This window comes from Brevundimonas sp. Root1423 (assembly GCF_001426805.1).
Genome location: NZ_LMFL01000034.1, coordinates 104,241 through 124,693 on the forward strand (window position 1 = coordinate 104,241; position 20,453 = coordinate 124,693).

Annotated in this window: 21 protein-coding genes; 11 read left to right on the plus strand and 10 right to left on the minus strand. The window is 69.0% G+C overall.

The genetic code is table 11. The features are described 5' to 3' along the window. Positions 1 to 152: 152 nt before the first annotated feature. Positions 153 to 2,228, plus strand: coding sequence for a S46 family peptidase (locus tag ASD25_RS19015; protein ID WP_056619605.1), 2,076 nt, complete (start codon positions 153 to 155; stop codon positions 2,226 to 2,228). 39 nt (positions 2,229 to 2,267) lie between these two features. On the opposite strand, the gene pgsA is transcribed toward ASD25_RS19015, so the two are convergent. Continuing rightward, complete coding sequence (gene pgsA / locus ASD25_RS19020; protein ID WP_056619609.1) at positions 2,268 to 2,903, minus strand: CDP-diacylglycerol--glycerol-3-phosphate 3-phosphatidyltransferase; 636 nt, start codon at positions 2,901 to 2,903, stop codon at positions 2,268 to 2,270. Between the two features lie 72 nt (positions 2,904 to 2,975). Continuing rightward, positions 2,976 to 3,596, minus strand: coding sequence for a carbonic anhydrase (locus ASD25_RS19025; protein WP_056619613.1), 621 nt, complete (start codon positions 3,594 to 3,596; stop codon positions 2,976 to 2,978). A gap of 185 nt (positions 3,597 to 3,781) precedes the next feature. Between ASD25_RS19025 and bla the strand changes: the two genes are divergently transcribed. Beyond that, positions 3,782 to 4,780, plus strand: a complete 999-nt coding sequence (gene bla / locus ASD25_RS19030) for a class A beta-lactamase (protein WP_082572515.1) — start codon at positions 3,782 to 3,784, stop codon at positions 4,778 to 4,780. A gap of 13 nt (positions 4,781 to 4,793) precedes the next feature. Here the strand turns inward: bla and ASD25_RS19035 are convergent, their stop codons facing one another. The 3 genes from ASD25_RS19035 to ASD25_RS19045 form a co-directional block, all read right to left on the minus strand. After that, a complete protein-coding gene (locus ASD25_RS19035; protein ID WP_056619616.1) occupies positions 4,794 to 5,105 on the minus strand; it encodes a TonB family protein in 312 nt (103 codons plus the stop codon). 70 nt (positions 5,106 to 5,175) lie between these two features. Then, positions 5,176 to 7,029, minus strand: coding sequence for an excinuclease ABC subunit UvrC (gene uvrC, locus ASD25_RS19040; RefSeq protein WP_056619619.1), 1,854 nt, complete (start codon positions 7,027 to 7,029; stop codon positions 5,176 to 5,178). A gap of 16 nt (positions 7,030 to 7,045) precedes the next feature. Continuing rightward, entirely contained in the window at positions 7,046 to 7,492 is a 447-nt protein-coding gene (locus ASD25_RS19045; protein WP_056619622.1) for a DMT family transporter, read from the minus strand. Positions 7,493 to 7,564: 72 nt separating this feature from the next. On the opposite strand from ASD25_RS19045, the gene ASD25_RS32860 reads away from it, so the two are divergent. The 6 genes from ASD25_RS32860 (at position 7,565) to ASD25_RS19070 (ending at position 10,480) form a co-directional block, all read left to right on the plus strand. Then, on the plus strand, positions 7,565 to 7,696 hold the full coding sequence (locus tag ASD25_RS32860; RefSeq protein WP_255356178.1) for a hypothetical protein: 132 nt from the start codon (positions 7,565 to 7,567) through the stop codon (positions 7,694 to 7,696). Then, positions 7,689 to 8,450: an SDR family oxidoreductase gene (locus tag ASD25_RS19050; protein WP_056619626.1), complete on the plus strand. Its 762-nt coding sequence runs from the start codon at positions 7,689 to 7,691 to the stop codon at positions 8,448 to 8,450. Before ASD25_RS32860 ends, ASD25_RS19050 begins: the two co-directional genes overlap by 8 nt. A gap of 3 nt (positions 8,451 to 8,453) precedes the next feature. Continuing rightward, positions 8,454 to 8,846, plus strand: coding sequence for a dihydroneopterin aldolase (folB, locus tag ASD25_RS19055; protein ID WP_235562791.1), 393 nt, complete (start codon positions 8,454 to 8,456; stop codon positions 8,844 to 8,846). Between the two features lie 66 nt (positions 8,847 to 8,912). Next, positions 8,913 to 9,638, plus strand: a complete 726-nt coding sequence (locus ASD25_RS32195) for a hypothetical protein (protein ID WP_235562792.1) — start codon at positions 8,913 to 8,915, stop codon at positions 9,636 to 9,638. A 15-nt stretch (positions 9,639 to 9,653) separates the two neighbouring features. Then, positions 9,654 to 10,073 carry a hypothetical protein gene (locus tag ASD25_RS19065; protein WP_200943670.1) on the plus strand — a complete coding sequence of 140 codons (420 nt, stop codon included), beginning with the start codon at positions 9,654 to 9,656 and terminating at the stop codon, positions 10,071 to 10,073. A 119-nt stretch (positions 10,074 to 10,192) separates the two neighbouring features. Continuing rightward, complete coding sequence (locus ASD25_RS19070; protein ID WP_056619629.1) at positions 10,193 to 10,480, plus strand: GNAT family N-acetyltransferase; 288 nt, start codon at positions 10,193 to 10,195, stop codon at positions 10,478 to 10,480. On the opposite strand, the gene ASD25_RS19075 is transcribed toward ASD25_RS19070, so the two are convergent. Then, positions 10,481 to 11,464, minus strand: a complete 984-nt coding sequence (locus tag ASD25_RS19075) for an SDR family oxidoreductase (protein ID WP_056619633.1) — start codon at positions 11,462 to 11,464, stop codon at positions 10,481 to 10,483. 89 nt (positions 11,465 to 11,553) lie between these two features. Here ASD25_RS19075 and ASD25_RS19080 point away from each other — a divergent pair, with 89 nt between their 5' ends. Continuing rightward, positions 11,554 to 12,180 (plus strand): DUF4126 domain-containing protein, encoded by a 627-nt coding sequence (locus ASD25_RS19080; RefSeq protein ID WP_200943671.1) that lies wholly within the window; start codon positions 11,554 to 11,556, stop codon positions 12,178 to 12,180. On the opposite strand, the gene ASD25_RS19085 is transcribed toward ASD25_RS19080, so the two are convergent. From ASD25_RS19085 to ASD25_RS19095, 3 genes are all read right to left on the minus strand, one after another. Then, positions 12,177 to 12,488: a hypothetical protein gene (locus ASD25_RS19085; RefSeq protein ID WP_056619635.1), complete on the minus strand. Its 312-nt coding sequence runs from the start codon at positions 12,486 to 12,488 to the stop codon at positions 12,177 to 12,179. The two genes, ASD25_RS19080 and ASD25_RS19085, sit on opposite strands and share 4 nt — an antisense overlap. Positions 12,489 to 12,586: 98 nt before the next feature. Then, the gene (gene dusA, locus ASD25_RS19090; protein WP_056619638.1) at positions 12,587 to 13,603 is read right to left on the minus strand and encodes a tRNA dihydrouridine(20/20a) synthase DusA; all 1,017 of its coding nucleotides are present in this window, start codon (positions 13,601 to 13,603) and stop codon (positions 12,587 to 12,589) included. Positions 13,604 to 13,643: 40 nt separating this feature from the next. Then, on the minus strand, positions 13,644 to 15,506 hold the full coding sequence (locus ASD25_RS19095; RefSeq protein ID WP_056620093.1) for a monovalent cation:proton antiporter-2 (CPA2) family protein: 1,863 nt from the start codon (positions 15,504 to 15,506) through the stop codon (positions 13,644 to 13,646). A 153-nt stretch (positions 15,507 to 15,659) separates the two neighbouring features. Here ASD25_RS19095 and ASD25_RS19100 point away from each other — a divergent pair, with 153 nt between their 5' ends. Further along, on the plus strand, positions 15,660 to 17,510 hold the full coding sequence (locus tag ASD25_RS19100) for a von Willebrand factor type A domain-containing protein (RefSeq protein ID WP_056619641.1): 1,851 nt from the start codon (positions 15,660 to 15,662) through the stop codon (positions 17,508 to 17,510). Between the two features lie 215 nt (positions 17,511 to 17,725). Then, positions 17,726 to 18,916 carry a winged helix-turn-helix domain-containing protein gene (locus ASD25_RS19105; RefSeq protein ID WP_056619644.1) on the plus strand — a complete coding sequence of 397 codons (1,191 nt, stop codon included), beginning with the start codon at positions 17,726 to 17,728 and terminating at the stop codon, positions 18,914 to 18,916. Here ASD25_RS19105 and ASD25_RS19110 read toward each other — a convergent pair. Then, positions 18,913 to 20,406 carry an aldehyde dehydrogenase family protein gene (locus tag ASD25_RS19110; protein WP_056619648.1) on the minus strand — a complete coding sequence of 498 codons (1,494 nt, stop codon included), beginning with the start codon at positions 20,404 to 20,406 and terminating at the stop codon, positions 18,913 to 18,915. The genes ASD25_RS19105 and ASD25_RS19110 overlap by 4 nt on opposite strands. Positions 20,407 to 20,453 lie beyond the last annotated feature (47 nt).

Here is a 20,453-nt window from a genome sequence, read left to right on the forward strand (position 1 = left end):
CGACGAAGCAGCGGCGGGGACCGGTTTCCCATCCACGCTTCGTGAGTTAGCGTAAAATCAGAGCCAACCGGAGGGGTCGGCGCGCGAGCGTCGGCCCCTCCACCACTTCGTGGTCCCCCTCCCCATCGCGGGCGACGGGGAGGAGACAAGACATGCGTATCACCCCCGCCCTCGCCGCCGCCCTTCTGACCCTCGCCGCAGGCGCCGCGCGCGCTGAAGAGGGCATGTGGACCTTCGACAACTTCCCCATCGCACGCGCCAACGCCACGCTGGGCACCAACATCAACCAGGCCTTCCTGGACCGGGTGCGACTGAGTTCGGTCAAGTTCGGCGGCTGCTCGGCGGGCATCGTCTCGGGCGAGGGTCTGGTGATGACCAACAACCACTGCGTCGCCACCTGCGTGGCCAATCTGTCGACGCAGGCTGTGAACTACGCCGAGACGGGCTTCACGCCGCGCACCCGCGAGGAAGAACTGAAATGCCCGGGCGGCTCGGCCGAGATCCTGACCGACATCAGCGACGTCACCGAACGGATGCACGCGGCCGGCGCCGGTCTGGAAGGCCAGGCCTTCACCCGCGCCCGCGACGCCGAGGCGGGCCGGATCGAGCAGGAGGCCTGCGGCGCCGCGACGGACAAACGCTGTCAGGTCGTCAGCCTTTACCGGGGCGGCCAGTTCAAGCTCTACACCTACAAGAAATACTCGGACGTCCGCCTGGCCTGGGCCCCGGAAGACCGGGCCGCGACCTTCGGCGGCGATCTGGACAATTTCAGCTTCCCCCGCTTCGCCATCGATGCCGCCTTCATCCGGCTGTACGAGAACGGCGCGCCCGCGGCGACGCCGACCCACTTCATCTGGAAGGCCGACAAGCCGGTCGAGGGCACGCCCGTCTTCGTCTCGGGCAGCCCGGGCGCGACGCAGCGTCTGCTGACGCAGGAGCAGCTGTTCACGATCCGCGACGTGGTCCTGCCGATGGACCAGCTGCTGGCCTCGGAACTGCGCGGCCGGCTGATCCGGTTCTCCGAGGAGAGCGAGGAAAACGCCTTCATCGCCATGGATCCGATCGTGGGGCTGGAAAACACCTACAAGCGCGGGCTGGGCCGGATGCGGGCGCTGGTCGATCCGGGCTTCATGGCGTCGCGGGCGGCCAATGAGGCCGACTTCCGCCAGCGCTACGCGGCGCGGACCGACACCGGCGGCGCCGATCCGTGGGCTGATCTGGCAGCGGTGCAGCCGATCATGCGCGAGACCTATGCGGCCATGGCCCTGCTGGAAGGCGGGACCGGCGCGGGCACGACTCCGGTCGCGGGCGGATCGCAGCTGTTCAACTGGGCGCGGACGATCGTTCGCGGGGCGCAGGAGCGGGAGAAGCCCTCCGCCGAACGCCTGCCCGAGTTCGCTGACAGCCGGTTGGCCGGGGTTCAGTCGGGCCTCTTCGCCGAGCGGCCGGTCTATCCGTCGCTGGATCAGGTCCGCATGGAATGGTGGCTGTCCAAGACCCGCGAATGGCTGACCGTCGACAATCCCGCCGTCCGCGGCCTGCTGGGCAATGAGTCGCCGGAAGTCCTGTCGGCCCGTCTGGTGGGCGGCACCAAGCTGGCCGATCCGGCGGTGCGGCGCGCGCTGTGGGAGGGCGGTCTGGCCGCCGTCGAGGCGTCAGACGATCCGATGATCCAGTATCTGCTGTCGATCCAGGACGAGACCCGCGCCGCGCGTTCGGACTGGGAGAACCGGGTGCAGGCTCCGACCGACCGCGCCTCGGAACGGCTGGCCGCGGCCCGCTTCGCCGCCTATGGCGACGCGGTCTACCCGGACGCGACGGGCACCCTGCGGCTGACCTACGGCAAGATCGAGGGCACGGACGTCCCGGGCCAGCGGTTCGGGCCGTTCACCACCTTCGACGGCCTGTGGGACCGGGCGACGGGCGCGGCGCCGTTCGATGTCGCGCCGAAGCTGCTGGCCGCGAAGGACCGGATCGACGGCGATACGGTGCTGAACATGGCGGTGTCGTCCGACACCATCGGCGGCTCGTCGGGCTCGCCCGTGGTGACGGCGGCGGGCGAGATCGTGGGCGCGAACTTCGACTCCACCGTCCTGACCCAACGCAACGCCTATGGCTACGACCGCAACGTCAACCGCTCGGTGATCGTGACCACCGGCGCGGTGACGACGGCGCTGCGGGACGTGTACGGGATGGACGGGCTGGTGCGGGAGCTGGGGGTCAGATAGCCCCCTCTCCCTCCCCTTCATGGGGAGGGAGAAAGCGCCTCAGAGCTGGCTCATCTTCTGCTGGGCCTTCGAGAAATACTGCCAGCCGGTCCACAGGGTGACGATCGCGGCGATCCAGATCAGGACGTAGGCGAAGGTCTGGAAATGCGGCTGCCATTCCAGCGGCAGGCCAAAGCCGTCCCAGAGCAGGGCGATCTGCAGACAGCCGAGGGCGATCATCTGCAGGACGGTCTTCCACTTGGCCAGCAGGGTGACCGGCAGCTTGACCTTGCCGGCCACCGTTTCGCGCAGGGCCGAGACAGCGAACTCGCGGAAGAGGATCAGGCCGCAGGGGATGGCGATCTGCGGCAGGGCGCCCCAGGCCAGGACGCCGAGGATGGCGCCCGTGATCAGCACCTTGTCGGCGATCGGATCGAGGATGGCGCCCCAACGGGTCGTGGCGTGCCAACGGCGGGCCAGGAAGCCGTCGACCCAGTCGGTCGAGGCGGCGACCACGAAGATGACGAAGGCGGTGCGGCCGAAGCGGAACTGGTCGTCGGGGCTCAGATATTCGGACAGCAGGGGAATGCCCTGCGGGGCCGCCCCCGCCAGGATCAGGAACATGATGACCCCCGCGATCAGGCGCAGGCCGGTCAGGATGTTCGGAATGGGATTGGCGTGGGGTGTGGGTGTCATAAGGGCGCTCCGATACCTCAACGCGATCTGCCACGCTTCGCTGCATGAAGCGAGGCGGTTGGCTGTGCGGCCCTAGGCCAGAGAGACGAACTCGCCTTCGCGCAACGACCGCAGCACCCCGTCGGCTATGCCGAAATGAACGCCGCTGAGGGCCAGGGTTCCGGCCGCCTCGCGTTCGGCGATCCAGGGGAAGGTGCGCAGGTTGTCCAGCGACAGGCGGACGACCGCCTCCTCGGCTTTTTGCATGAGGTCATCGGGCGGGCACTCCTCGCAGACCCGGCGCACGGTCGCCGCGCCCTGCGCTACCCAGGGCGCCACGAAGTCCTGACAGTCGGCCGGGGCGCCGTGGATCATGGCGTTCACCCCGCCGCAGAAGGCGTGACCCATGACCATGATGCGCGAAACGTTCAGCACCTTGACCCCGAACTCCAGGGCCGCCGAGACGCCGTGAAGATGACCGTCCGGCTCGTAGGGCGGGACCAGATTGGCGACGTTGCGGACGACGAACAGCTGGCCCGGCGCGGCATCGAAGATCAGGGCCGGATCCGCGCGGCTGTCCGAACAGGCGACGACGAGGGTGTGGGGTCGCTGCCCCTTGGCGAGCGCCTCATACTCGGCCCGGGCCTCGGGCCAATGGTCTTCGCGAAAGCGGCGGTAACCGGAGAGCAGGGCGTCGCGGGATTCGTCGGTCATGGCGTCGGTATAAGCGTTCCTCCGGTCCAGTGGGAGAGGAAAGCCGGAGCGACACGAACCAACCGGGTGGTTCTTTCAGGCCCTGGATCACCGTGCTCGTTGCGACACGACCAGTTTTCGATCGGAGCGGTATCGCGTCCGTGGGCCCTTCCCTAGTTTCCGAAGCCCGTCTTTCGGAGATACGCGTGAAACTGTCGAAAAGCCGAGCCGCCATCGCGGGCATGTTGATGATCTGCGGTGCGGCGTCCTGCGCCAGCGCGACGCCCTCGAAACCTGTCGACGCCCGCTCAGCAGCTCTTGAAGCGCTGGCCGACCAGACGCCAGGAACCCTTGCCGCCTGCGTGGTGGACGAGGCCGGCGCTTCCTGCGTGAACGGGGATCGGCCTTCCTCCATGCAGAGCGTGATGAAACTGCTGGTCGGGCTGGCGGTGCTGGACGCCGTCGAACGCGGCGAGCTGGGGCTTGAGGACCGCGTGACGCTGACGCGTGCGGACGTCAGCGTTTTCGTCCAGCCCATCGAGTCGCGTCTCGGGCCTTCTGGCTATTCCACGACTATCGGGGAGCTGGTTCGCGGCGCGGTAATCCAGAGCGACAGCATGGCGACGGACTGGCTCATCGCCCGTCTGGGCGGTCCGGGCGCCGTGCAGGCCTTTCTGGAACGCAAGGGCGTGACCGGCATCCGGCTGGACCGCGACGAGCGCCATCTGCAGACCGAGATCTTCGGCCTGACCTGGCGCGACGAATATACGAACCCGGACCGCTTCCAGCAGGACATAGACGCCCAGCCTGTCGCCGTCCGGGATGCGGCGTTCCGCGCCTATCAGCAGGACGTGCGCGACACGGCGACGCCGCGAGCCATGGCGACCCTGCTGTACAGGCTGGCGAGCGGCGACCTGCTCGGCACGTCATCCACCCGGTGGATGCTGGCGACGATGAAGGAAACGCAGACGTTCCCCGACAGGCTTCGCGCGGGGACGGCCCCGGGCTGGGACGCCGCGCACAAGACCGGCACCAGCAATACCTGGAACGGCGTCACCGGGGCGACGAACGATGTCGGCGTTTTGACATCCCCCTTGGGAGAGCCCTCGGGCGTGGCGGTGTTTCTGGCCAATTCACCCGCCGAGGCGCCGGCGCGGGCCGCGGCCATCGCCAAGGTCGCCCGCATCGTCACCCGCGCGCGCTGACCGCGCAGCGGCCCTAGGGCATGAACTCGATGGTGCGGGCGAACTGGACGTCCCGCGGCCCGGGGGCCACCTCGGCGTCCCGCATCAGCACGATGGCGGCCTCGCCGAAACCGAGGCCCGGGTGGGTCTCGCCCAGCACCTTGCAGTTCTCGACCCGGCCGCTGGCGCGGGCCGTGCATTCCAGGGTGACGGAGACGTTGGAGAGGATTGCGCCCGCAGACGCCTCGCGCGACGTTTCCGCGGCGGGCTGGATGGCTTTCTGAAGGTTCGCCGGCTTGGGCGTAGGGTCCAGAAGCAGGGCGGTGGCGAAGGCGAACGCGATCATTACAGGATCCTCTCTGTCCCGTTAATAATCGGCGGCCTTTTCCGTTCCTCCGGCTCCGCTTGGAAACGCCTCAGGCGGTTCGATGGAAGAAGGCGTGGATGCGTTCCGCCATCGGCTGGTTGATGCCCTCGACCTTGACCAGATCGACCACCGAGGCGCGGCCGACGCCCTTGGCCGAGCCGAAGGCGTGCAGCAGGGCCTTCTTGCGGCCCGGGCCGATGCCCTCGATCTCGTCGAGCGGGTTCTTCTTGATGTCCATCGAGCGGCGGGTGCGGTGGGCCCCGTTGGCGAAGCGGTGCGCCTCGTCGCGCAGGCGCTGGATGTAATACAGCGCCGGCGATTTCAGCGGCAGCATGAAGGGCGGCTTGCCCGGCATGAAGAACCGCTCCAGCCCCGCATCGCGGTCCGGCCCCTTGGCCACGCCGACGGCGGTGATGTCGTCCAGACCCAGATCGGCCAGCACGGCCAGCACCTCGGCCAGCTGGCCGGCGCCGCCGTCGATCAGCAGCAGGTCGGGTCGGACCACCTCCTCGCCCGCATCCTCGTCCTTCACCAGACGCGAGAAGCGGCGGCGCATGACCTCGCGCATCATACCGTAGTCATCGCCGGGGGTCAGATCCTCGCCGCGGATGTTGAACTTCCGGTACTGGGACTTCTGGAAACCCTCGGGTCCGGCGACGACCATGCCGCCGACGGCGTTGGTCCCCTGGATGTGGGCGTTGTCGAGACCGAAGGCCTCGCAGACCTCGTCGAGGATTTTGCCCTGGGCCGAGCCCTCGGCCATCTTGCGGCCCAGCGCCTCGCGGGCGTTGGTCAGGGCGTGGTCGACGAGGCTGAGCTTTTCGCCGCGCCGGGGGTTGGCGATCTCGACCTTGCGTTCGGCCTTCATGGAGAAGGCCTCTTCCAGCAGCTCCAGCTCGTGCGGGCGGACGTTGGACAGGATCAGACGCGGGATCGGCTTGTCCTCGTAGAACTGGCCGAGGAAGGCGGCGAGGATTTCGGGGTCGGTGTCGGTCTTGTCGACGCGCGGGAAATAGGCGCGGCCGCCCCAGTTCTGGCCGCCACGATAGAAGAAGACCTGGACGCAGGCCTGCCCCCCCTCGCTGAACAGGGCGAAGACATCGGCCTCGGCCACGCTGTCGGCGCTGACGGAGTTCTCCATGGAGATGGCCGACAGGGCGCGGATGCGGTCGCGGACACGGGCGGCCTGTTCGTAGTCCATGGCCTCGGCGGCGGCGCTCATCTCTTCGGACAGGCGACCGATGACCGCGCGGGACTTGCCCTTCAGGAAGGCCGAGGCCTCGTCGACCAGGCCCGCGTAGTCCTCGAGCGAGATCAGGCCGGTGCAGGGCGCGGAGCAGCGCTTGATCTGGTGCAGCATGCACGGCCGGGTGCGGGTCTCGTAGACGCTGTCCGAACAGGAGCGCAGCAGGAAGGCCTTCTGCAGGGTGTTCAGGGTCCGGTTCACCGCCCAGGTCGAGGCGAAGGGGCCGAAATAGTCGCCGGGCGTGGTGTGGGCCCCGCGGTGTTTGCGGACCTGCGGGGCGCGGTGGTCCTTGCGGATCATCAGTTCGGCGAACGACTTGTCGTCGCGCAGCACCACGTTGAAGCGCGGCTTCAGCTGTTTGATGTAGCTGGATTCCAGCAGCAGGGCCTCGGTCTCGGAGGCCGTGATGACCAGCTCCATCGACCGGGTCAGGGACACCATCAGACCGATGCGCTGGGTGTGGAACCGGCCCTGTGCGTACTGGAGGATGCGCTTCTTGATGGACCGCGCCTTGCCCACATAGAGGCAGGTCCCGTCCTCGCCATACATGCGGTAGACGCCCGGCTTGTCGGGCGCCCGCCGCGCCTCGTCGCGGATCAGGTCGGCCGCGACCAAGGCGGTCGGCGGCGAATCAGCGGGAAGCGTCTCCTCGGTCATCGGGACCGATATAGGCCTAGAACCGGCGGACCATAAGGACGCCGGCCAGAACCAGCACCACGCCCGCGGCGCGGCCGAGACTGATCGGGTGCTGCGGCGCGCCGAAGGCTCCGAAATGGTCGAGGATCAGGCCGACCAGCAGCTGTCCCGCCACCATCAGGGTGATGGTCAGGGCGACGCCGAGACGCGGCACGCCCCAGGCGGCGGCGACCACGAAGATCGCGCCGTACAGGCCGCCGATCCAGACGTACCAGGGCAGGCCGCGCGCGGCGCTCATGTCCGGTTTGGTCTGCATGACCAGGGCGACGAGCCCCAACGCCGCCGTCCCGACGGCGAAGGAGACGAAGGCGGCGTTCACCGGGGAGCCCATGGCGCCCATCAGCTTGGCGTTGGTCGGGGCCTGAAGGGCGGTGGCGCCGCCCGCGAGGACAACGGCGATCATGGAGAGGAGGGCGGGGTTCATCCACCGGCTGTAACACCGCGGCCCCGGCCGGAGAAGTTACCGCCCGCGCACAACGATACGCTCCCGCCATCCTTGAACCGGAGGGCGCGGCGCTTTATTGCGGCGTCAACCAAGGAGCTTTCAATGCTGGCCCTCTACATCATCCTCGGCTTCGTCGCCGTTCTGGCCGCCATCAACTTCATCGAGTTCGGCCGGGTTGACTGACCATCCGGCCCGGTCTGGCGCCGCGCTCGTTACGGGCGGCGGCAAGCGGATCGGGCGCGCGATCGTCCTTGAGCTGGCGCGGGCCGGCTTCGACGTCGTCATCCACTATCGCTCATCGCCGGACGCGGCCGAGGCCGTGGCGGACGAGGTGCGCGCGTTGGGCCGCAAGGCTGCGATCGTAAGGGCCGATCTGGCCGAAGAGGCGCAGGTCAGGACACTGGTCGCAGACGCCTTGGCCGCCATCGGCGGGCCGCTGGCGGTGCTGATCAACAACGCCTCGGTGTTCGAGGACGACCGCGTCGGCTCGCTGGGCCGCGAGACCTGGGACGCCCATATCGAGACCAATCTGCGCGCGCCGATCGTGCTGGCCGAGGCCTTCGCGGGCCAGGCGCCGGACGGCTCGGCGATCGTCAACCTGCTGGACCAGCGGGTGCTGAAGCCGGATCCGCGCTTCATCTCCTACGCCCTGTCGCGCAATGGCCTGTGGTGGGCGACGCGGACGCTGGCGCAGGCGCTGGCGCCGCGCATCCGCGTCAACGGCGTCGGGCCGGGTCCGACCCTGCCGTCGGTGCATCAGAGCGCTGAAGATTTTGAAGCCGAAGCGCGCGCCACGCCGCTGCAACGCGCCGGCAGCCCCGAGGCCGTGGCCTCGGCCGTGCGCTGGCTGGTGGACGCGGAGCTGGTGACTGGTCAGATGATCGCCGTCGACGGGGGCCAGCATCTGGCCTGGCAGACCCCGGACATCGTGGAGTAGGCCGTGAGCGTGACCCCCCTGCCCTTTTCCGGCGCGGACGCGCCCCGTCTGGAAGGCCTGACGGTCTTCGTGCGCGGGCTGACGCTTGAGGCCGGGATCGGCATCCACGACCATGAGCTGGGCCGTCTGCAGCGGCTGGTCATCGATGTGACGCTGGAACTGGCGCCCGCACCGGTCGAACGGCTGGGCGATACGGTCAACTACGAGACCATCGCTGCGGCCGCGCGCGCCATCGTCGCCGAGGGGCATGTGGGGCTGGTCGAGACCTTCGCCCAGCGGCTGGCTACGGCCTGTCTGGCCGACCCGCATGTGCGGCGCTGCGCCGTGCGGATCGAGAAGCCGGGCGCACTGGAGGGCGCGGCCGCGCCGGGCTGCGAGGTCGTGCTCTCGCGCTAGGCGGTCGGCAGTTGCGCGGGGCGCGAGGCGCCGTCATTACTTGGGCAAGATGACAAGGACCCGTTGATGGCCGAACCGGGCGATCCCTCGAAAGCTGACGATCACGACGACCTGATCGGCTTCGCCTCGCCGGCGTCGCTGCAGGGCCGCACGCGCGAGCCGGAGACGGAGCCCGCCGAGGTCGTGGTTCCATCGTTCGAAGCCGCGGCGGCTGCGCCGGAACCTGAGGTCCGGTTTGAGGCTCCGCCCGAGGCGCAGCCCGAACCTGAGCCGGCGCCGGAACCGGCGGACGACCTGTTCGCGCCGCGCACCGTCTGGACGTCCGCCCCTGTCGAGCCCCAGCCCGAACCCGAAGTGGTCGCGCCCGCGCCGGCGGCCGTCGAGGCCGCGTCGATCTTCCAGCCCGCGCCGGAGACGCCCATGCAACGCCGTCGTCGCAATCCGGGCGCCGATCTGCCGGGCGGCGGGATGGGGCTGTACGCCGTCTACGCCCTGATCCTGTTCGCCGTGCCGACGATGGGGGTGTCCGCCCTGATCGGCCTGCTGGCCGTGACGGGCCGGTCGGGACCCGAGGACGCGCTGTCGCGCTCGCACTTCATCTATCAGCAACGCACGCTTTGGACCGCCGCCGTGGCGGCCGTGGCGGGCCTGATCCTGCTGGCGGCGCCGTTCGCCCTGGGCGTGCCGATCCTGTTCCTTCTGGCCCTGTGGCTGGTGCTTCGCGGCGCTTCGGGCGTTTGGGCCCTGAAGTCCGGCCATGCGATCGCCGATCCGCGCGGCTGGTGGATCTGACGGAGAGACGAACCGATGGCCGATGCGAAGCCCGTCGAAGGCAAGGCGATCGAACCTCGCCCCGGCCATGAGTCCGAGGGCCGACCGGCGGCGCTGATCGCCTGGGGCCTGTACATCCTGTCCCTGCCCAGCGCGAACCTGCTCGTCATCGTCGGCCTGATCGTCGCCTACGCCGGACGCAGCAGCGCCACGGGCCTGGCGCGGGATCATATCGAGGCGCAGATCGGCCTGTTCTGGTCCGTCTTCTGGTGGACGATCCTGTTGTGGGTCGCGATCATCATCTGTGGCGTCAGCTTCTTCGCCGCGCCCGTGACGGGGATCGTGCTGGTGCCGCTGGGGCTGCTGCTGGGTCTGGCGCTGTTCTTCCTCACCGTCTGGTTCACGATCAAGAGCATCATCGGCCTGATCCATCTGGTCGGCGACAAGGCGCCCTGACCGGCGAGGCGCAGCGGTCACGCGTGCGGTTGAAAAGCCGGATTTCCCTGTTTGCCGGGGAACGCCCCCGCAGCCGCCGTGTTGGCCCTCTGTCCGCTGGCAGACACGAGAGTATCAAGATGACCGAGTTCCGCGACGTTCGAGACGAACAAAGGTTCGAGCAGGGCTTCACCGATTCCGAGGGCCAGCTGCGGACCGTCTTCGCGGACTATGCGGTGCAGGGATCGACGCGCGCGATCCTGCATGTCGAGGCGGATCCGGCCCTGCGCGGCTCGGGCGCCGCCGGACAGTTCATGCAGGCGCTGGCCGAGCATGCCCGGGCCGAAAAGCTGACGCTGAACCCGCGCTGCAGCTACGCCGTGGCCTGGCTGAAACGGCACCGCGAGTTTGACGACATCGTAGCCTGATCAGCCCCCGCCGTAGCCGCCGATGATCGGCAGGACCTCGCCGGTGATGTAGCTCGACATCTGGGGCGAGGCGAGGAAGACGAAGGCGGGCGCGATCTCCTCGGGCTGGGCCGGGCGTTTCATCACCGTCTTCGAGCCGAATTTCGAGACCTTGTCCGCCTGCTGGTCTGCGGGATTGAGCGGCGTCCAGACCGGGCCGGGCGCGACCACGTTCACCCGGATGCCCTTCTGCGCCAGATGCGTGCCCAGTGAGCGGGCGAAGGCGTGGATGCCGCCCTTGGTCATCGAATAGTCGAGCAGGTTCTCATTGCCGAGGATGCCGGTGACCGAGCCGGTCATGACGATGGAACCGCCCGGCTTCAGGTGAGGAACGGCGGCCTGCACAAGGTTGAAATAGCCGTAGAGGTTGGTTTTCAGCGTGCGGTCGAAATGCTCGAGGGTCAGGTCCTCCAGCGCCTCGACATGCTCCTGGAAGGCGGCGTTTGGAACGACGACGTCGAGCCGGCCGAAGGCTTTCAGCGTCGCCTTGACGGCGGATTTCGAGAAGGCGGGATCGGCGACGTCGCCCTTCAGCACGATGGCCTTGCGGCCCTCGGCCTCGACGGCGGCTTTCGTGGCGGCCGCGTCCCTGTCCTCGTCGAGGTGGCAGATGGCGACGTCGCAGCCCTCGCGGGCGAACAGGACGGCGACGGCGCGGCCGATGCCCGAGTCGCCGCCGGTGATGATGGCGGCCATGCCGTCCAGCTTGCCCGAGCCCTTCCAGAACGGCGCGTCATACATGGGCGCGGGATCGAGGGCGGCCTCGTTTCCGGGCTTGGTCTGGTGCTGTTTCGGGAAGGGCGGCTCGGGGTATTTGCGCGCGCCCGCCTGGACGGCCTTCTCCGGCTTCTTCTTCGCCTTGCCTGCCCTGGCGTCGATCCCCTTCTGAATCTTGCGCTCCTGATCTGCGATCTTCTTCGCGCGGGATTTGGTCTTGTCGGCCATGGGGGCTCCTTCAGCGGTCGGATGCAGAAGCCGATGGAGCGGCAAGGCGTTCCCGCGCATTGTCATGTTCGACGATACGGAGCCACCGCATGCCTGACCTCGACCTGTCTTCCGTCAGCGCCGCCGCAGGGCCGTTGCAGACATGGGTGCTGCCCGCCCTGCTGGGGCTTGGTCTGGCGTCGGCGACGGGGCTGCGGACCTTCCTGCCCCTGCTGATGCTGGCGCTGGCGGCGCGGTTCGAGATGTTTGGCGTGCGGCTGATCGACCAGATGGACTGGCTGGTGTCCTGGCCCGCCATCGCCGCCCTGGCCACGGCGACGGTGGCCGAGTTTGCGGGCGACAAGGTGCCGGCCATCGACCATGCGCTGAACGCGATCGGCTATGTCACCCGGCCCGTGGCGGGCGCGGTGGCCGCGGGCAGCGTCTTCTGGGGCGTGGATCCGGCGGCGGCGGCCATCGCCGGGATCATCGTCGGCGCGCCGGCGGCGCTGGCGTTCAATGCCGCGCAGACGGGAGTCCGCGTCGGATCGACGGCGACCACGGCGGGCTTCGGCAATCCGGTCGTATCGGTGATCGAGGACTTCCTCGCGTTCGTGACCGTGATGGTCGCCTTCCTGGCGCCGATCCTGATCCCGATCGTGATGGTCGTCTTCGCAGTGCTGGTGTTCCGGCTGGCGCGGCGTATCCGCGACCGGAACGAGCCGCGGCCGGCCTAGAGCGTGCGGCTGACGATGGCCTTCAGCGTCTGGGACTTGGCCGGCAGATCGGCGGCCAGACGGCCGGCCAGTTCGCGTGCGCCGACCGGATACGCGTCGCCGCCCTGGGCGATTTCCTCGGCCATGGCGGAGGCCTGCATCAAGACCTTTTCCAGAGCCTCGACCTGTTCGACAGCCAGGGCGCGAGCTTCCATCTGCAGACGTTTGACACGGTCCGACGTGGTCTCGGGCGCGCGCATCAGGTCGTAGATTTCGGACTCGGCGGCGACGAGGCGAAGGTCAGGCTTGGCGTTCGGCGTCTGGGTCATGATTGATCTCCTGAGCCAACCAATGCGAAGCGGCGCCGTGGCGTTCCGCCGTTAACACCGTTGGCCGCGAGATCAGTGCGGCGTGTGACTCGATTGCATCAGGCGGCTTCGGACGCCGTCTGGCGCCGGGCCTCCGCTTCGCGCACGGCGTCAACGGCGTTGTCGACCACCTCAAGGCCCGCGCCGGGGCGGATGGCCTCGACGGTCAGGATGCGGCGGAAAGCGCGCGCGCCGGCGCGGCCATGCATCAGCCCGAGCATATGCCGGGTCATCGCCGCCAGATGTACGCCCTCGGCCAGACGGGCCGCCATATAGGGCCTGTAGCGGTCAATGGCGGCGAAGGCGTCCACGTCGGGCGTGGACACGCCGTACATCCGGCGGTCGGCTTCGCCCAGAATGGCGGGCTCGTGATAGGCGGCGCGGCCCAGCATGACGCCATCCAGCTGCACGCCGTCGCTGTCGTCCAGATGCGCCTCGGCCTCGTCGAGGTTCGCGATGCCGCCGTTGATCGAGACCGAAAGATGAGGCCGCTCGCGCTTCAGGCGGCGGACCAGCGCATAGTCCAGCGGCGGCACATCCCGGTTTTCCTTCGGCGACAGTCCTTTCAGCCAAGCCATGCGGGCGTGGACGATGAAGGTGTCGATCCCGGCGGCGGCGCAGGCGTCGACCGTCTCGAACAGCGAGACCTGCGGGTCCTGATCGTCGACGCCGATGCGGCATTTGACCGTGGCGGGCACGGCGACGGCGCCCTTGATGGCCGCCATGCAGTGGGCGACCAGCTGCGGCTCGCGCATCAAACAGGCGCCGAAGCGGCCGGACTGGACCCGGTCGGAGGGGCAGCCGACGTTCAGATTGATCTCGTCATAGCCGAAGGCCTCGCCGATGCGGGCGGCCTCGGCCAGCTGGTCGGGATCGGAGCCGCCCAGCTGCAGGGCCACAGGATGTTCGACCGCATCGAAGCCCAGCAGACGCTGGTGGTCGCCGTGCAGGATCGCGGGGGCCGTGACCATCTCGGTATAGAGCAGGGCGCGCGCCGTCAGGGCGCGGTGGAACGCCCGGCAATGCCGGTCGGTCCAGTCCATCATGGGCGCGATCGAGAGACGGCGGTTCAACATCGGGCGGGGGCTCTACACCAAAGCGGCCGCGGAGGCGACCTCAGACCCCGGTCTTCTGCCGCTCCTCGTCTTCCTCGAGCGCCTCTGCGGCCTCCTCGTTGAGGGCCTGGCCCTCGCGGCGCGGCTTGATGTAGGGCGCGGGCGTGGGCGAGCGGAGGTTGCCGCGCATCAGGCCGCGGCCGGCCTGCAGCCCCCCGGACAGCTGCAGGGTGAACCGCTCCTCGTCGCGGCGGCGGACATCGTCGATGGTCTCACGGGCCTGGTCGCCGGTGAAGCCGAGGTCGATCAGCACCTGATAGCCGAACACCAGGGCGCTCTCGAAGGTCTCGCGCAGCTGGTACTCCACCCCCGCCTGGACGAGGCGCAGCGAGTGACCGCGGTCGTAGGCGCGGACGAACAGTTTGGTCAGGGGGAAGGCTTCCTTGACCACCGAGACGATGCGGTCGGCGACCTCGGGCTTGTCGACGCAGACCAGAATGGTTTCCGCGTTCCCGGCCCCCGAAGCGCGCAGCACGTCCAGCCGCGAACCGTCGCCGTAGTAGACCTTGAAGCCGAACTTGCCGGCGGCCTGGATCATCTCGACATCCATATCGATGATGGAGACGTCGACGTCGCGGGCCAACAGCGGCTGGGAGACGACCTGGGCGAAGCGGCCGAAGCCGATGATCAGGACGCGCTCGCGCAGGTTCTCGGCGTGATCGACCCCTTCGGCGTCGTCGGGCGACAGGGTTTCGGCGGGCATGAAGCGGCCGACCAGCAGACTGGTGAGCGGCGTCAGCGCCATCGACAGGATGACGATGGCCGTGGCCCGCGCCGAAACTCCGGCGTCGAACACGCCGGCCGCCGCGGCCGCGCCGTAGAGGACGAAGGCGAATTCACCGCCCTGGGCGAAGAGCACGGCGCGCTCGACGGCCTCGCGTTCACTGGCCTTGAACAGCCGGGCGACGGCGTAGATGGCGACGCCCTTGACCGCCATGAAGGCGATCACCCCGCCGACGATGATCTGCCAGTCCGCCAGCACCACGCCGAGGTCCAGCGACATGCCTACGCTGAGGAAGAACAGGCCCAGCAGGATGGCGCGGAAGGGTTCGACGTCGGCCTCCAGCTGATGCCGGAAGGTCGACTCGGACAACATCACCCCGGCGAGGAAGGCGCCCATGGCCATCGACAGCCCACCCATATCCATCAGCCAGGCGGCCCCGACCACGACCAGCAGGGCGGCGGCGGTCATCACCTCGCGGCCGCCATAGCGGGCGAGGATGCGGAACACCGGGTTCATCAGATATTTGCCGGCCAGGAAGACGACGGCGATGGCGCCGATCGCCAGACCCAAGGTGCGCCACAGAGGCGGCGTCTCTTCTCCGCCCAGACCCATGGACGCGGCCATGACCGCGACCACGGCCAGCAGGGGCACGATGGCCAGGTCCTCGAACAACAGAATGGACACGGCCCGCTGCCCGCGCGGCAGGGACATTTCGCCCCGCTCGTCCAGCATCTGCATGATGACGGCGGTCGAACTGAGGACGAAGCCCATGGCGGCGATGAAGGCGACGGCAACCGACAGGCCGGCGGCCATGCCGGTGAGCGTCAGCAGCAGGCCGGAGACGGCGACCTGGGCCGCCCCCAAGCCGAAGATTTCCTTGCGCAGCCCCCATAGTCGGGACGGACGCATCTCGAGGCCGATGATGAACAGGAAGATGACCACGCCGAACTCGGCGACGTGCAGGATGACCTCCGGCTCGCGGAACAGGCCGAAGCCGAACGGGCCGATGGCCAGACCGGCGGCGAGGTAACCGAGCACCGAACCGAGTTTCAGCCGCCGGAATACGGGCACCGCCACCACGCCCGCGGCGAGCAGGGCGGCCATATGGCCAAGCTGAAGTCCGGTCGCCGCCTCGGCCATGTACATCCCCTGTCAGCGTGGCTGTTCATAGTGGGGGGTGATGCGCGGTTGCGCCACCCCTCGGCCCGTCGAACGCGGCTCGTTCAAACCGCCACAGTTTCGCCCGAGACGGGTCGGCCTCATGCTGACCGACAACCAAAGGGAGATGCGCCGATGACCGTCCTTCCGCTCAAACAGGCCCTCGCCGGGGTGATGAGCCTGACGCTGGCGTCGCCGATTGCGCCCGGTGCGGTTGACCAGTCCCAGCGTCCCTTCGATCCGGACAAGCCGTCAGACGGCGTGGTCTCGGCGGCGGCGTGCGCGCCATTCGGCTTCACGGTGCGGGAGGAGCGGCCGGTCACGGTCCCGCGATACGTCCCGCCCCCCGTCACCCTGCCGATCGAGCCAACGAAGAAGGAAGACCGGCTGGCGTACGTTCCGCCGCCGCCTCCTCCGCCGCCCCCTCCGCCTCCGGCCCCGCCGGCGCCTCCTCCGCCGGTGATGGCCGCTCCGGCGATCGGCGCGAACGAGATCGCAGTCGCCGGCTCCCGCATCCGCCCGGGCTCCGGCCAGATCGCGCGGCCGCAGCCCGACACCGAACGCTATCCCGACGCCACGCCCAATCCGGTCCGGCGCGTGGCCGACGAGCCGGTTTCGACCTTCTCGATCGACGTCGACACGGCCAGCTATTCCAACGTCCGCCGCTTCATCGACGACGGCCGCGCGCCGCCCGCCGACGCCGTGCGGGTCGAGGAGATGATCAACTATTTCGACTACGGCTATGACCGGCCGACCTCGGCGACGCAGCCGTTCGCCATCACCACGGCGGTGGCGGCCTCGCCCTGGGCGCCGGGGCGGCAGATCGTCCATGTGGGCCTGCAGGGCTATGAACTGCCGGAGGGCGAGCGGCGTCCGCTGAACCTGACCTTCATGGTCGACGTCTCCGGCTCGATGCAGACGCCGGACAAGCTGGCGCTGGCGAAGAAGTCGATGAACCTGATCATCGACCGCCTGCGACCGCAGGATCAGGTCGCCGTGACCTTCTATGCATCCGACGTCGGCACCGCTGTTGGCCCTACGCCCGGCGACCAGAAGCTGAAGCTGCGCTGCGCCGTGGAGACGCTGAACGCGGGCGGCTCGACCGCCGGAGCGCAGGGGATGATCAATGCCTATCAGCAGGCCGAGGCCGCATTCGGACGCGACAAGGTCAACCGGATCCTGATGTTCACCGACGGCGACTTCAACGTCGGCGTCACCAATGACCAGCGGCTGGAAGACTATGTCGCGGCCAAGCGCGGGACGGGCATCTATCTGTCGGTCTACGGCTTCGGACGCGGCAACTACCAGGATGCGCGAATGCAGACGATCGCCCAGGCCGGCAACGGCGTGGCGGCCTATGTGGACGATCTGAACGAGGCCCGCCGACTGTTCGGCCCGGCCTTCGACCGGGGCGCCTTCCCCATCGCCGACGACGTCAAGATCCAGGTCGAGTTCAATCCGGCGCGGGTCAGCGAGTACCGGCTGATCGGCTATGAGACCCGGCTGCTGAACGAGGAGGATTTCAACAACGACCGCGTCGATGCGGGCGAGGTCGGGTCCGGCGCTTCTGTGACGGCCCTGTACGAGATCACGCCCGTCGGCGGGCCGAGCCAGATTCCGGAGCGGCGCTATGACCAGAACCGGGTCGGCGTCGGGGGCGGCGACCCGGACGGCGAGGTCGGCTTCGTCCAGGTGCGTTACAAGCTTCCGGGCGAGCGGGACTCGCGGCTGATGCAGCATGTGCTGTCGAACAGCGGCGGAGGCCGGGTCAGCGCCCAGCCGCCCGAAAGCACGCGCTGGGCGATGGCCGTGGCCGCGTTCGGACAGCGGCTGCGCGGCGATCCGTGGATGGCCGAGGGCTATGGCTGGAACGAGGTTCTGGAACAGGCGCAGGGCGCGCGTGGCGAGGACGCATACGGCGAGCGGGCCGAGTTCGTGCAGATGGTGCGGGCAGCGCAGGGTCTGCCGGCGCGGACGGCGCCATAGCCGCCCAACCTGCCGTCATCCCGGGGCGCGCAGCGACCTCGGGACCCAGCGGCGCGCGAAAGCGCGAACCTGCCGGGAGCGGGGCTGTGTCCGGCATCGCCTTCGGCGCCGCTGGGTCTCGGCCTTCGCCGGGATGACGACAGGATGGGCGCTTTTCGGACCCCGGCTTCACGCTGCTGTCGCAAATAACGCTGCGATCAGGTTAGCCTCACCGGGTGACAGAAACCCTCACCCTCAAGACCGCGCGCCGCATCGCCCTCGCCGCCCAAGGCTTCGGCAAAACCCGGCCGGCCGCGCCCGGCCGCAGCCACGTCCGCGACGCCGCGCGACGGCTGGGCGTGATCCAGATCGACAGCGTCAATGTGGTGACGCGCACCCACTACCTGCCCGCCTTCTCGCGGCTGGGCGACTATCCGCGCGAGGCGCTGGAGGCCGAGGCCTGGGGGCCGCGGCGCAGTCTGTTCGAATACTGGGGGCATGAGGCGTCGCTGCTGCCGCTGGAGAGCCAGCCGCTGTTCCGCTGGCGGATGGAGCGGGCGCAGGGCGGGGCCATGTGGACAGGCCTGTCGCGCTTCGGGCGCGAGAAGCGGGACTATATCGACGGGGTGCTGGCCGAGATCGAGCGGCGCGGCCCCGTGACTGGCGGCGACTTCGCGGAAGGGCCGCGCGGGGCGCCCGGCTGGTGGTCATGGTCGGACGGCAAGCGGGCGCTGGAGTGGTTGTTCTGGGCCGGGCTGATCACGACGAAGACGCGCAACGGGTTCGAGCGGGTCTACGACCTGACCGAACGCGCCCTGCCCGCCCGGATCATCGACCTGCCGACGCCGGAAGAGGCGGACGCCCAGCGCGAGCTGGTGCGCATCTCGGCGCGGGCCATGGGCGTGGCGACCGCGGCGGACCTGCGGGACTATTTCCGGCTGCCGCTGGCCGATGCGCGCGAGCGGATCGCGGAACTGGTCGAGTCCGGGGAGTTATCGCCGGTGGCGGTGAAGGGCTGGCGGCAGCCGGCGTATCTGGCGGCCGGGGCGCGGACGCCGCGCAAGGTCGCGGGCGCGGCCCTGCTGTCGCCGTTCGACAATCTGATCTGGGCCCGCGACCGGACCGAACGACTGTTCGACGTGAAGGTGCGGCTGGAGATCTACACGCCGGTGCACAAGCGGGCGCACGGCTACTACGTCCTGCCCTTCCTCGAGGACGAGGCGATCACGGCGCGGGTCGATCTGAAGTCGGACCGGAAGGGCGGAGTCCTGCTGGTTCAGGCGGCGTGGCGCGAGCCGGACGCGACGGCGGAGACGGCCGCGCGGCTGGCGACGGAGCTGAAGCGGATGGCCGGGTGGCTGGGCCTGGACGGCGTTGAGATCGTCGGCAAGGGCGATCTGGCTGAAGACCTCGCGGCGGCGCTCTAGACCTCGAACTTCACGCCCTGCGCCAACGGCAGGCTGGTGGAGAAATTCACCGTCTGTGTCTGGCGGCGCATATAGGCCTTCCACGCATCGGACCCGGATTCACGCCCGCCGCCGGTGTCCTTCTCGCCGCCGAAAGCCCCGCCGATCTCGGCGCCCGAGGGGCCGATATTGACGTTGGCGATGCCGCAGTCCGAACCCCACGCAGAGAGGAAGGCCTCGGCCTCGCGCACGCTGTCGGTGAAGACGCAGGAACTCAGCCCCTGCGGTACGTCGTTCTGCATGGCAACGGCCTGATCGAAATCGGACCAGGTCAGGACGTAGAGGATGGGGGCGAAGGTCTCGTGCTGCACGACAGCGCTCTGGGCCGGCATGCGGACGATGGCGGGGCGGACGTAGACGCCGTCACGGTCGACGCGATCGCCGCCGACGACGATCTGTCCGCCCTGTTCGACCGCCTGTGCCAACGCCGTGTCGAAGCCGTGCGCCGAGGCGTCGTCGATCAGGGGACCGACGAGGACGCCGTCCTGACGCGGATCGCCAATGGGCAGGGTCTCATAGGCCGCCTTCAGCCGCGCGATCAGGCCTTCGGCGATGCTCTCGTGGACCAGCAGGCGGCGCAGGGTGGTGCAGCGCTGGCCGCAGGTGCCGACGGCCGAGAAGGCGATGGCGCGCACAGCCATGTCGAGATCGGCGCTGGGCGTGACGATCATGGCGTTGTTGCCGCCGAGCTCCAGCAGCGAACGGCCGAGGCGGGCGGCCACGGTCTGTGCGACGGCCTTGCCCATCCGGGTGGAGCCGGTGGCGGAAACGAGGGCGATGCGGACGTCGGCGCTCAGGTTCTCGCCAGCCTCGCGGCCGCCGATCACCAGTTGGGACAAGTCTTCCGGGGCGTCGCCAAAGCGGGCGACGGCGCGGTCGAAGATGGCTTGCGTGGCCAAGGCGGTCAGCGGGGTCTTCTCGGACGGCTTCCAGATCACCGGATCGCCGCAGACGAGGGCCAGGCAGGCGTTCCACGCCCAGACAGCAACAGGGAAGTTGAAGGCCGAAATGACCAGCACCGGCCCCAGCGGCTGCCAGGTTTCGCGCATGTGGTGGCCGGGGCGTTCGGAAGCGAGGGTCAGGCCGTACAGCTGGCGCGACAGGCCGACGGCGAAGTCGCAGATGTCGATCATCTCCTGCACCTCGCCGAGGCCTTCGGAAACGATCTTGCCGGCTTCCAATGTCACGAGGCGAGCGAGGTCATCCTTGGACGCGCGCAGTTCCTCGCCGAGCAGGCGGACCAGCTCTCCGCGACGCGGGGCCGGCACGCGCTTCCAGGCGTGGAAGGCGGCGACCGAGCGGTCAGCGACAGCGTCGAGGCCGGTTGTCCCGACGAGCGCGCCGGCGCTGGAGCCGTCGACCGGCGACCGCGTCGTCAGGGCGCCGCCCCAGACGGCGTCGTCCACGCCCAGCCGTTGCAGGATGGCCTTCGCCTCGTTCGCCGCCGTCATTGTCGCTCTCCGTTCGAGGGATGCGGCTTAACGACAGAGGCGAACAA

Bases quoted from the DNA above. Each gene is read 5' to 3' on its own strand.
- uvrC (WP_056619619.1), bottom strand. From the start codon at position 7,029: ATGACCGAGGAGACGCTTCCCGCTGATTCGCCGCCGACCGCCTTGGTC.
- pgsA (WP_056619609.1), bottom strand. From the start codon at position 2,903: ATGACACCCACACCCCACGCCAATCCCATTCCGAACATCCTGACCGGC.
- ASD25_RS19075 (WP_056619633.1), bottom strand. From the start codon at position 11,464: ATGGCCGACAAGACCAAATCCCGCGCGAAGAAGATCGCAGATCAGGAG.
- ASD25_RS19025 (WP_056619613.1), bottom strand. From the start codon at position 3,596: ATGACCGACGAATCCCGCGACGCCCTGCTCTCCGGTTACCGCCGCTTT.
- ASD25_RS32195 (WP_235562792.1), top strand. From the start codon at position 8,913: ATGGCCGAACCGGGCGATCCCTCGAAAGCTGACGATCACGACGACCTG.
- ASD25_RS19095 (WP_056620093.1), bottom strand. From the start codon at position 15,506: ATGGCCGAGGCGGCGACCGGACTTCAGCTTGGCCATATGGCCGCCCTG.
- ASD25_RS19080 (WP_200943671.1), top strand. From the start codon at position 11,554: ATGCCTGACCTCGACCTGTCTTCCGTCAGCGCCGCCGCAGGGCCGTTG.
- ASD25_RS19065 (WP_200943670.1), top strand. From the start codon at position 9,654: ATGGCCGATGCGAAGCCCGTCGAAGGCAAGGCGATCGAACCTCGCCCC.
- ASD25_RS19085 (WP_056619635.1), bottom strand. From the start codon at position 12,488: ATGACCCAGACGCCGAACGCCAAGCCTGACCTTCGCCTCGTCGCCGCC.
- ASD25_RS19015 (WP_056619605.1), top strand. From the start codon at position 153: ATGCGTATCACCCCCGCCCTCGCCGCCGCCCTTCTGACCCTCGCCGCA.
- ASD25_RS19070 (WP_056619629.1), top strand. From the start codon at position 10,193: ATGACCGAGTTCCGCGACGTTCGAGACGAACAAAGGTTCGAGCAGGGC.
- ASD25_RS19045 (WP_056619622.1), bottom strand. From the start codon at position 7,492: ATGAACCCCGCCCTCCTCTCCATGATCGCCGTTGTCCTCGCGGGCGGC.
- ASD25_RS19100 (WP_056619641.1), top strand. From the start codon at position 15,660: ATGACCGTCCTTCCGCTCAAACAGGCCCTCGCCGGGGTGATGAGCCTG.
- dusA (WP_056619638.1), bottom strand. From the start codon at position 13,603: ATGTTGAACCGCCGTCTCTCGATCGCGCCCATGATGGACTGGACCGAC.
- ASD25_RS19035 (WP_056619616.1), bottom strand. From the start codon at position 5,105: ATGATCGCGTTCGCCTTCGCCACCGCCCTGCTTCTGGACCCTACGCCC.
- ASD25_RS19110 (WP_056619648.1), bottom strand. From the start codon at position 20,406: ATGACGGCGGCGAACGAGGCGAAGGCCATCCTGCAACGGCTGGGCGTG.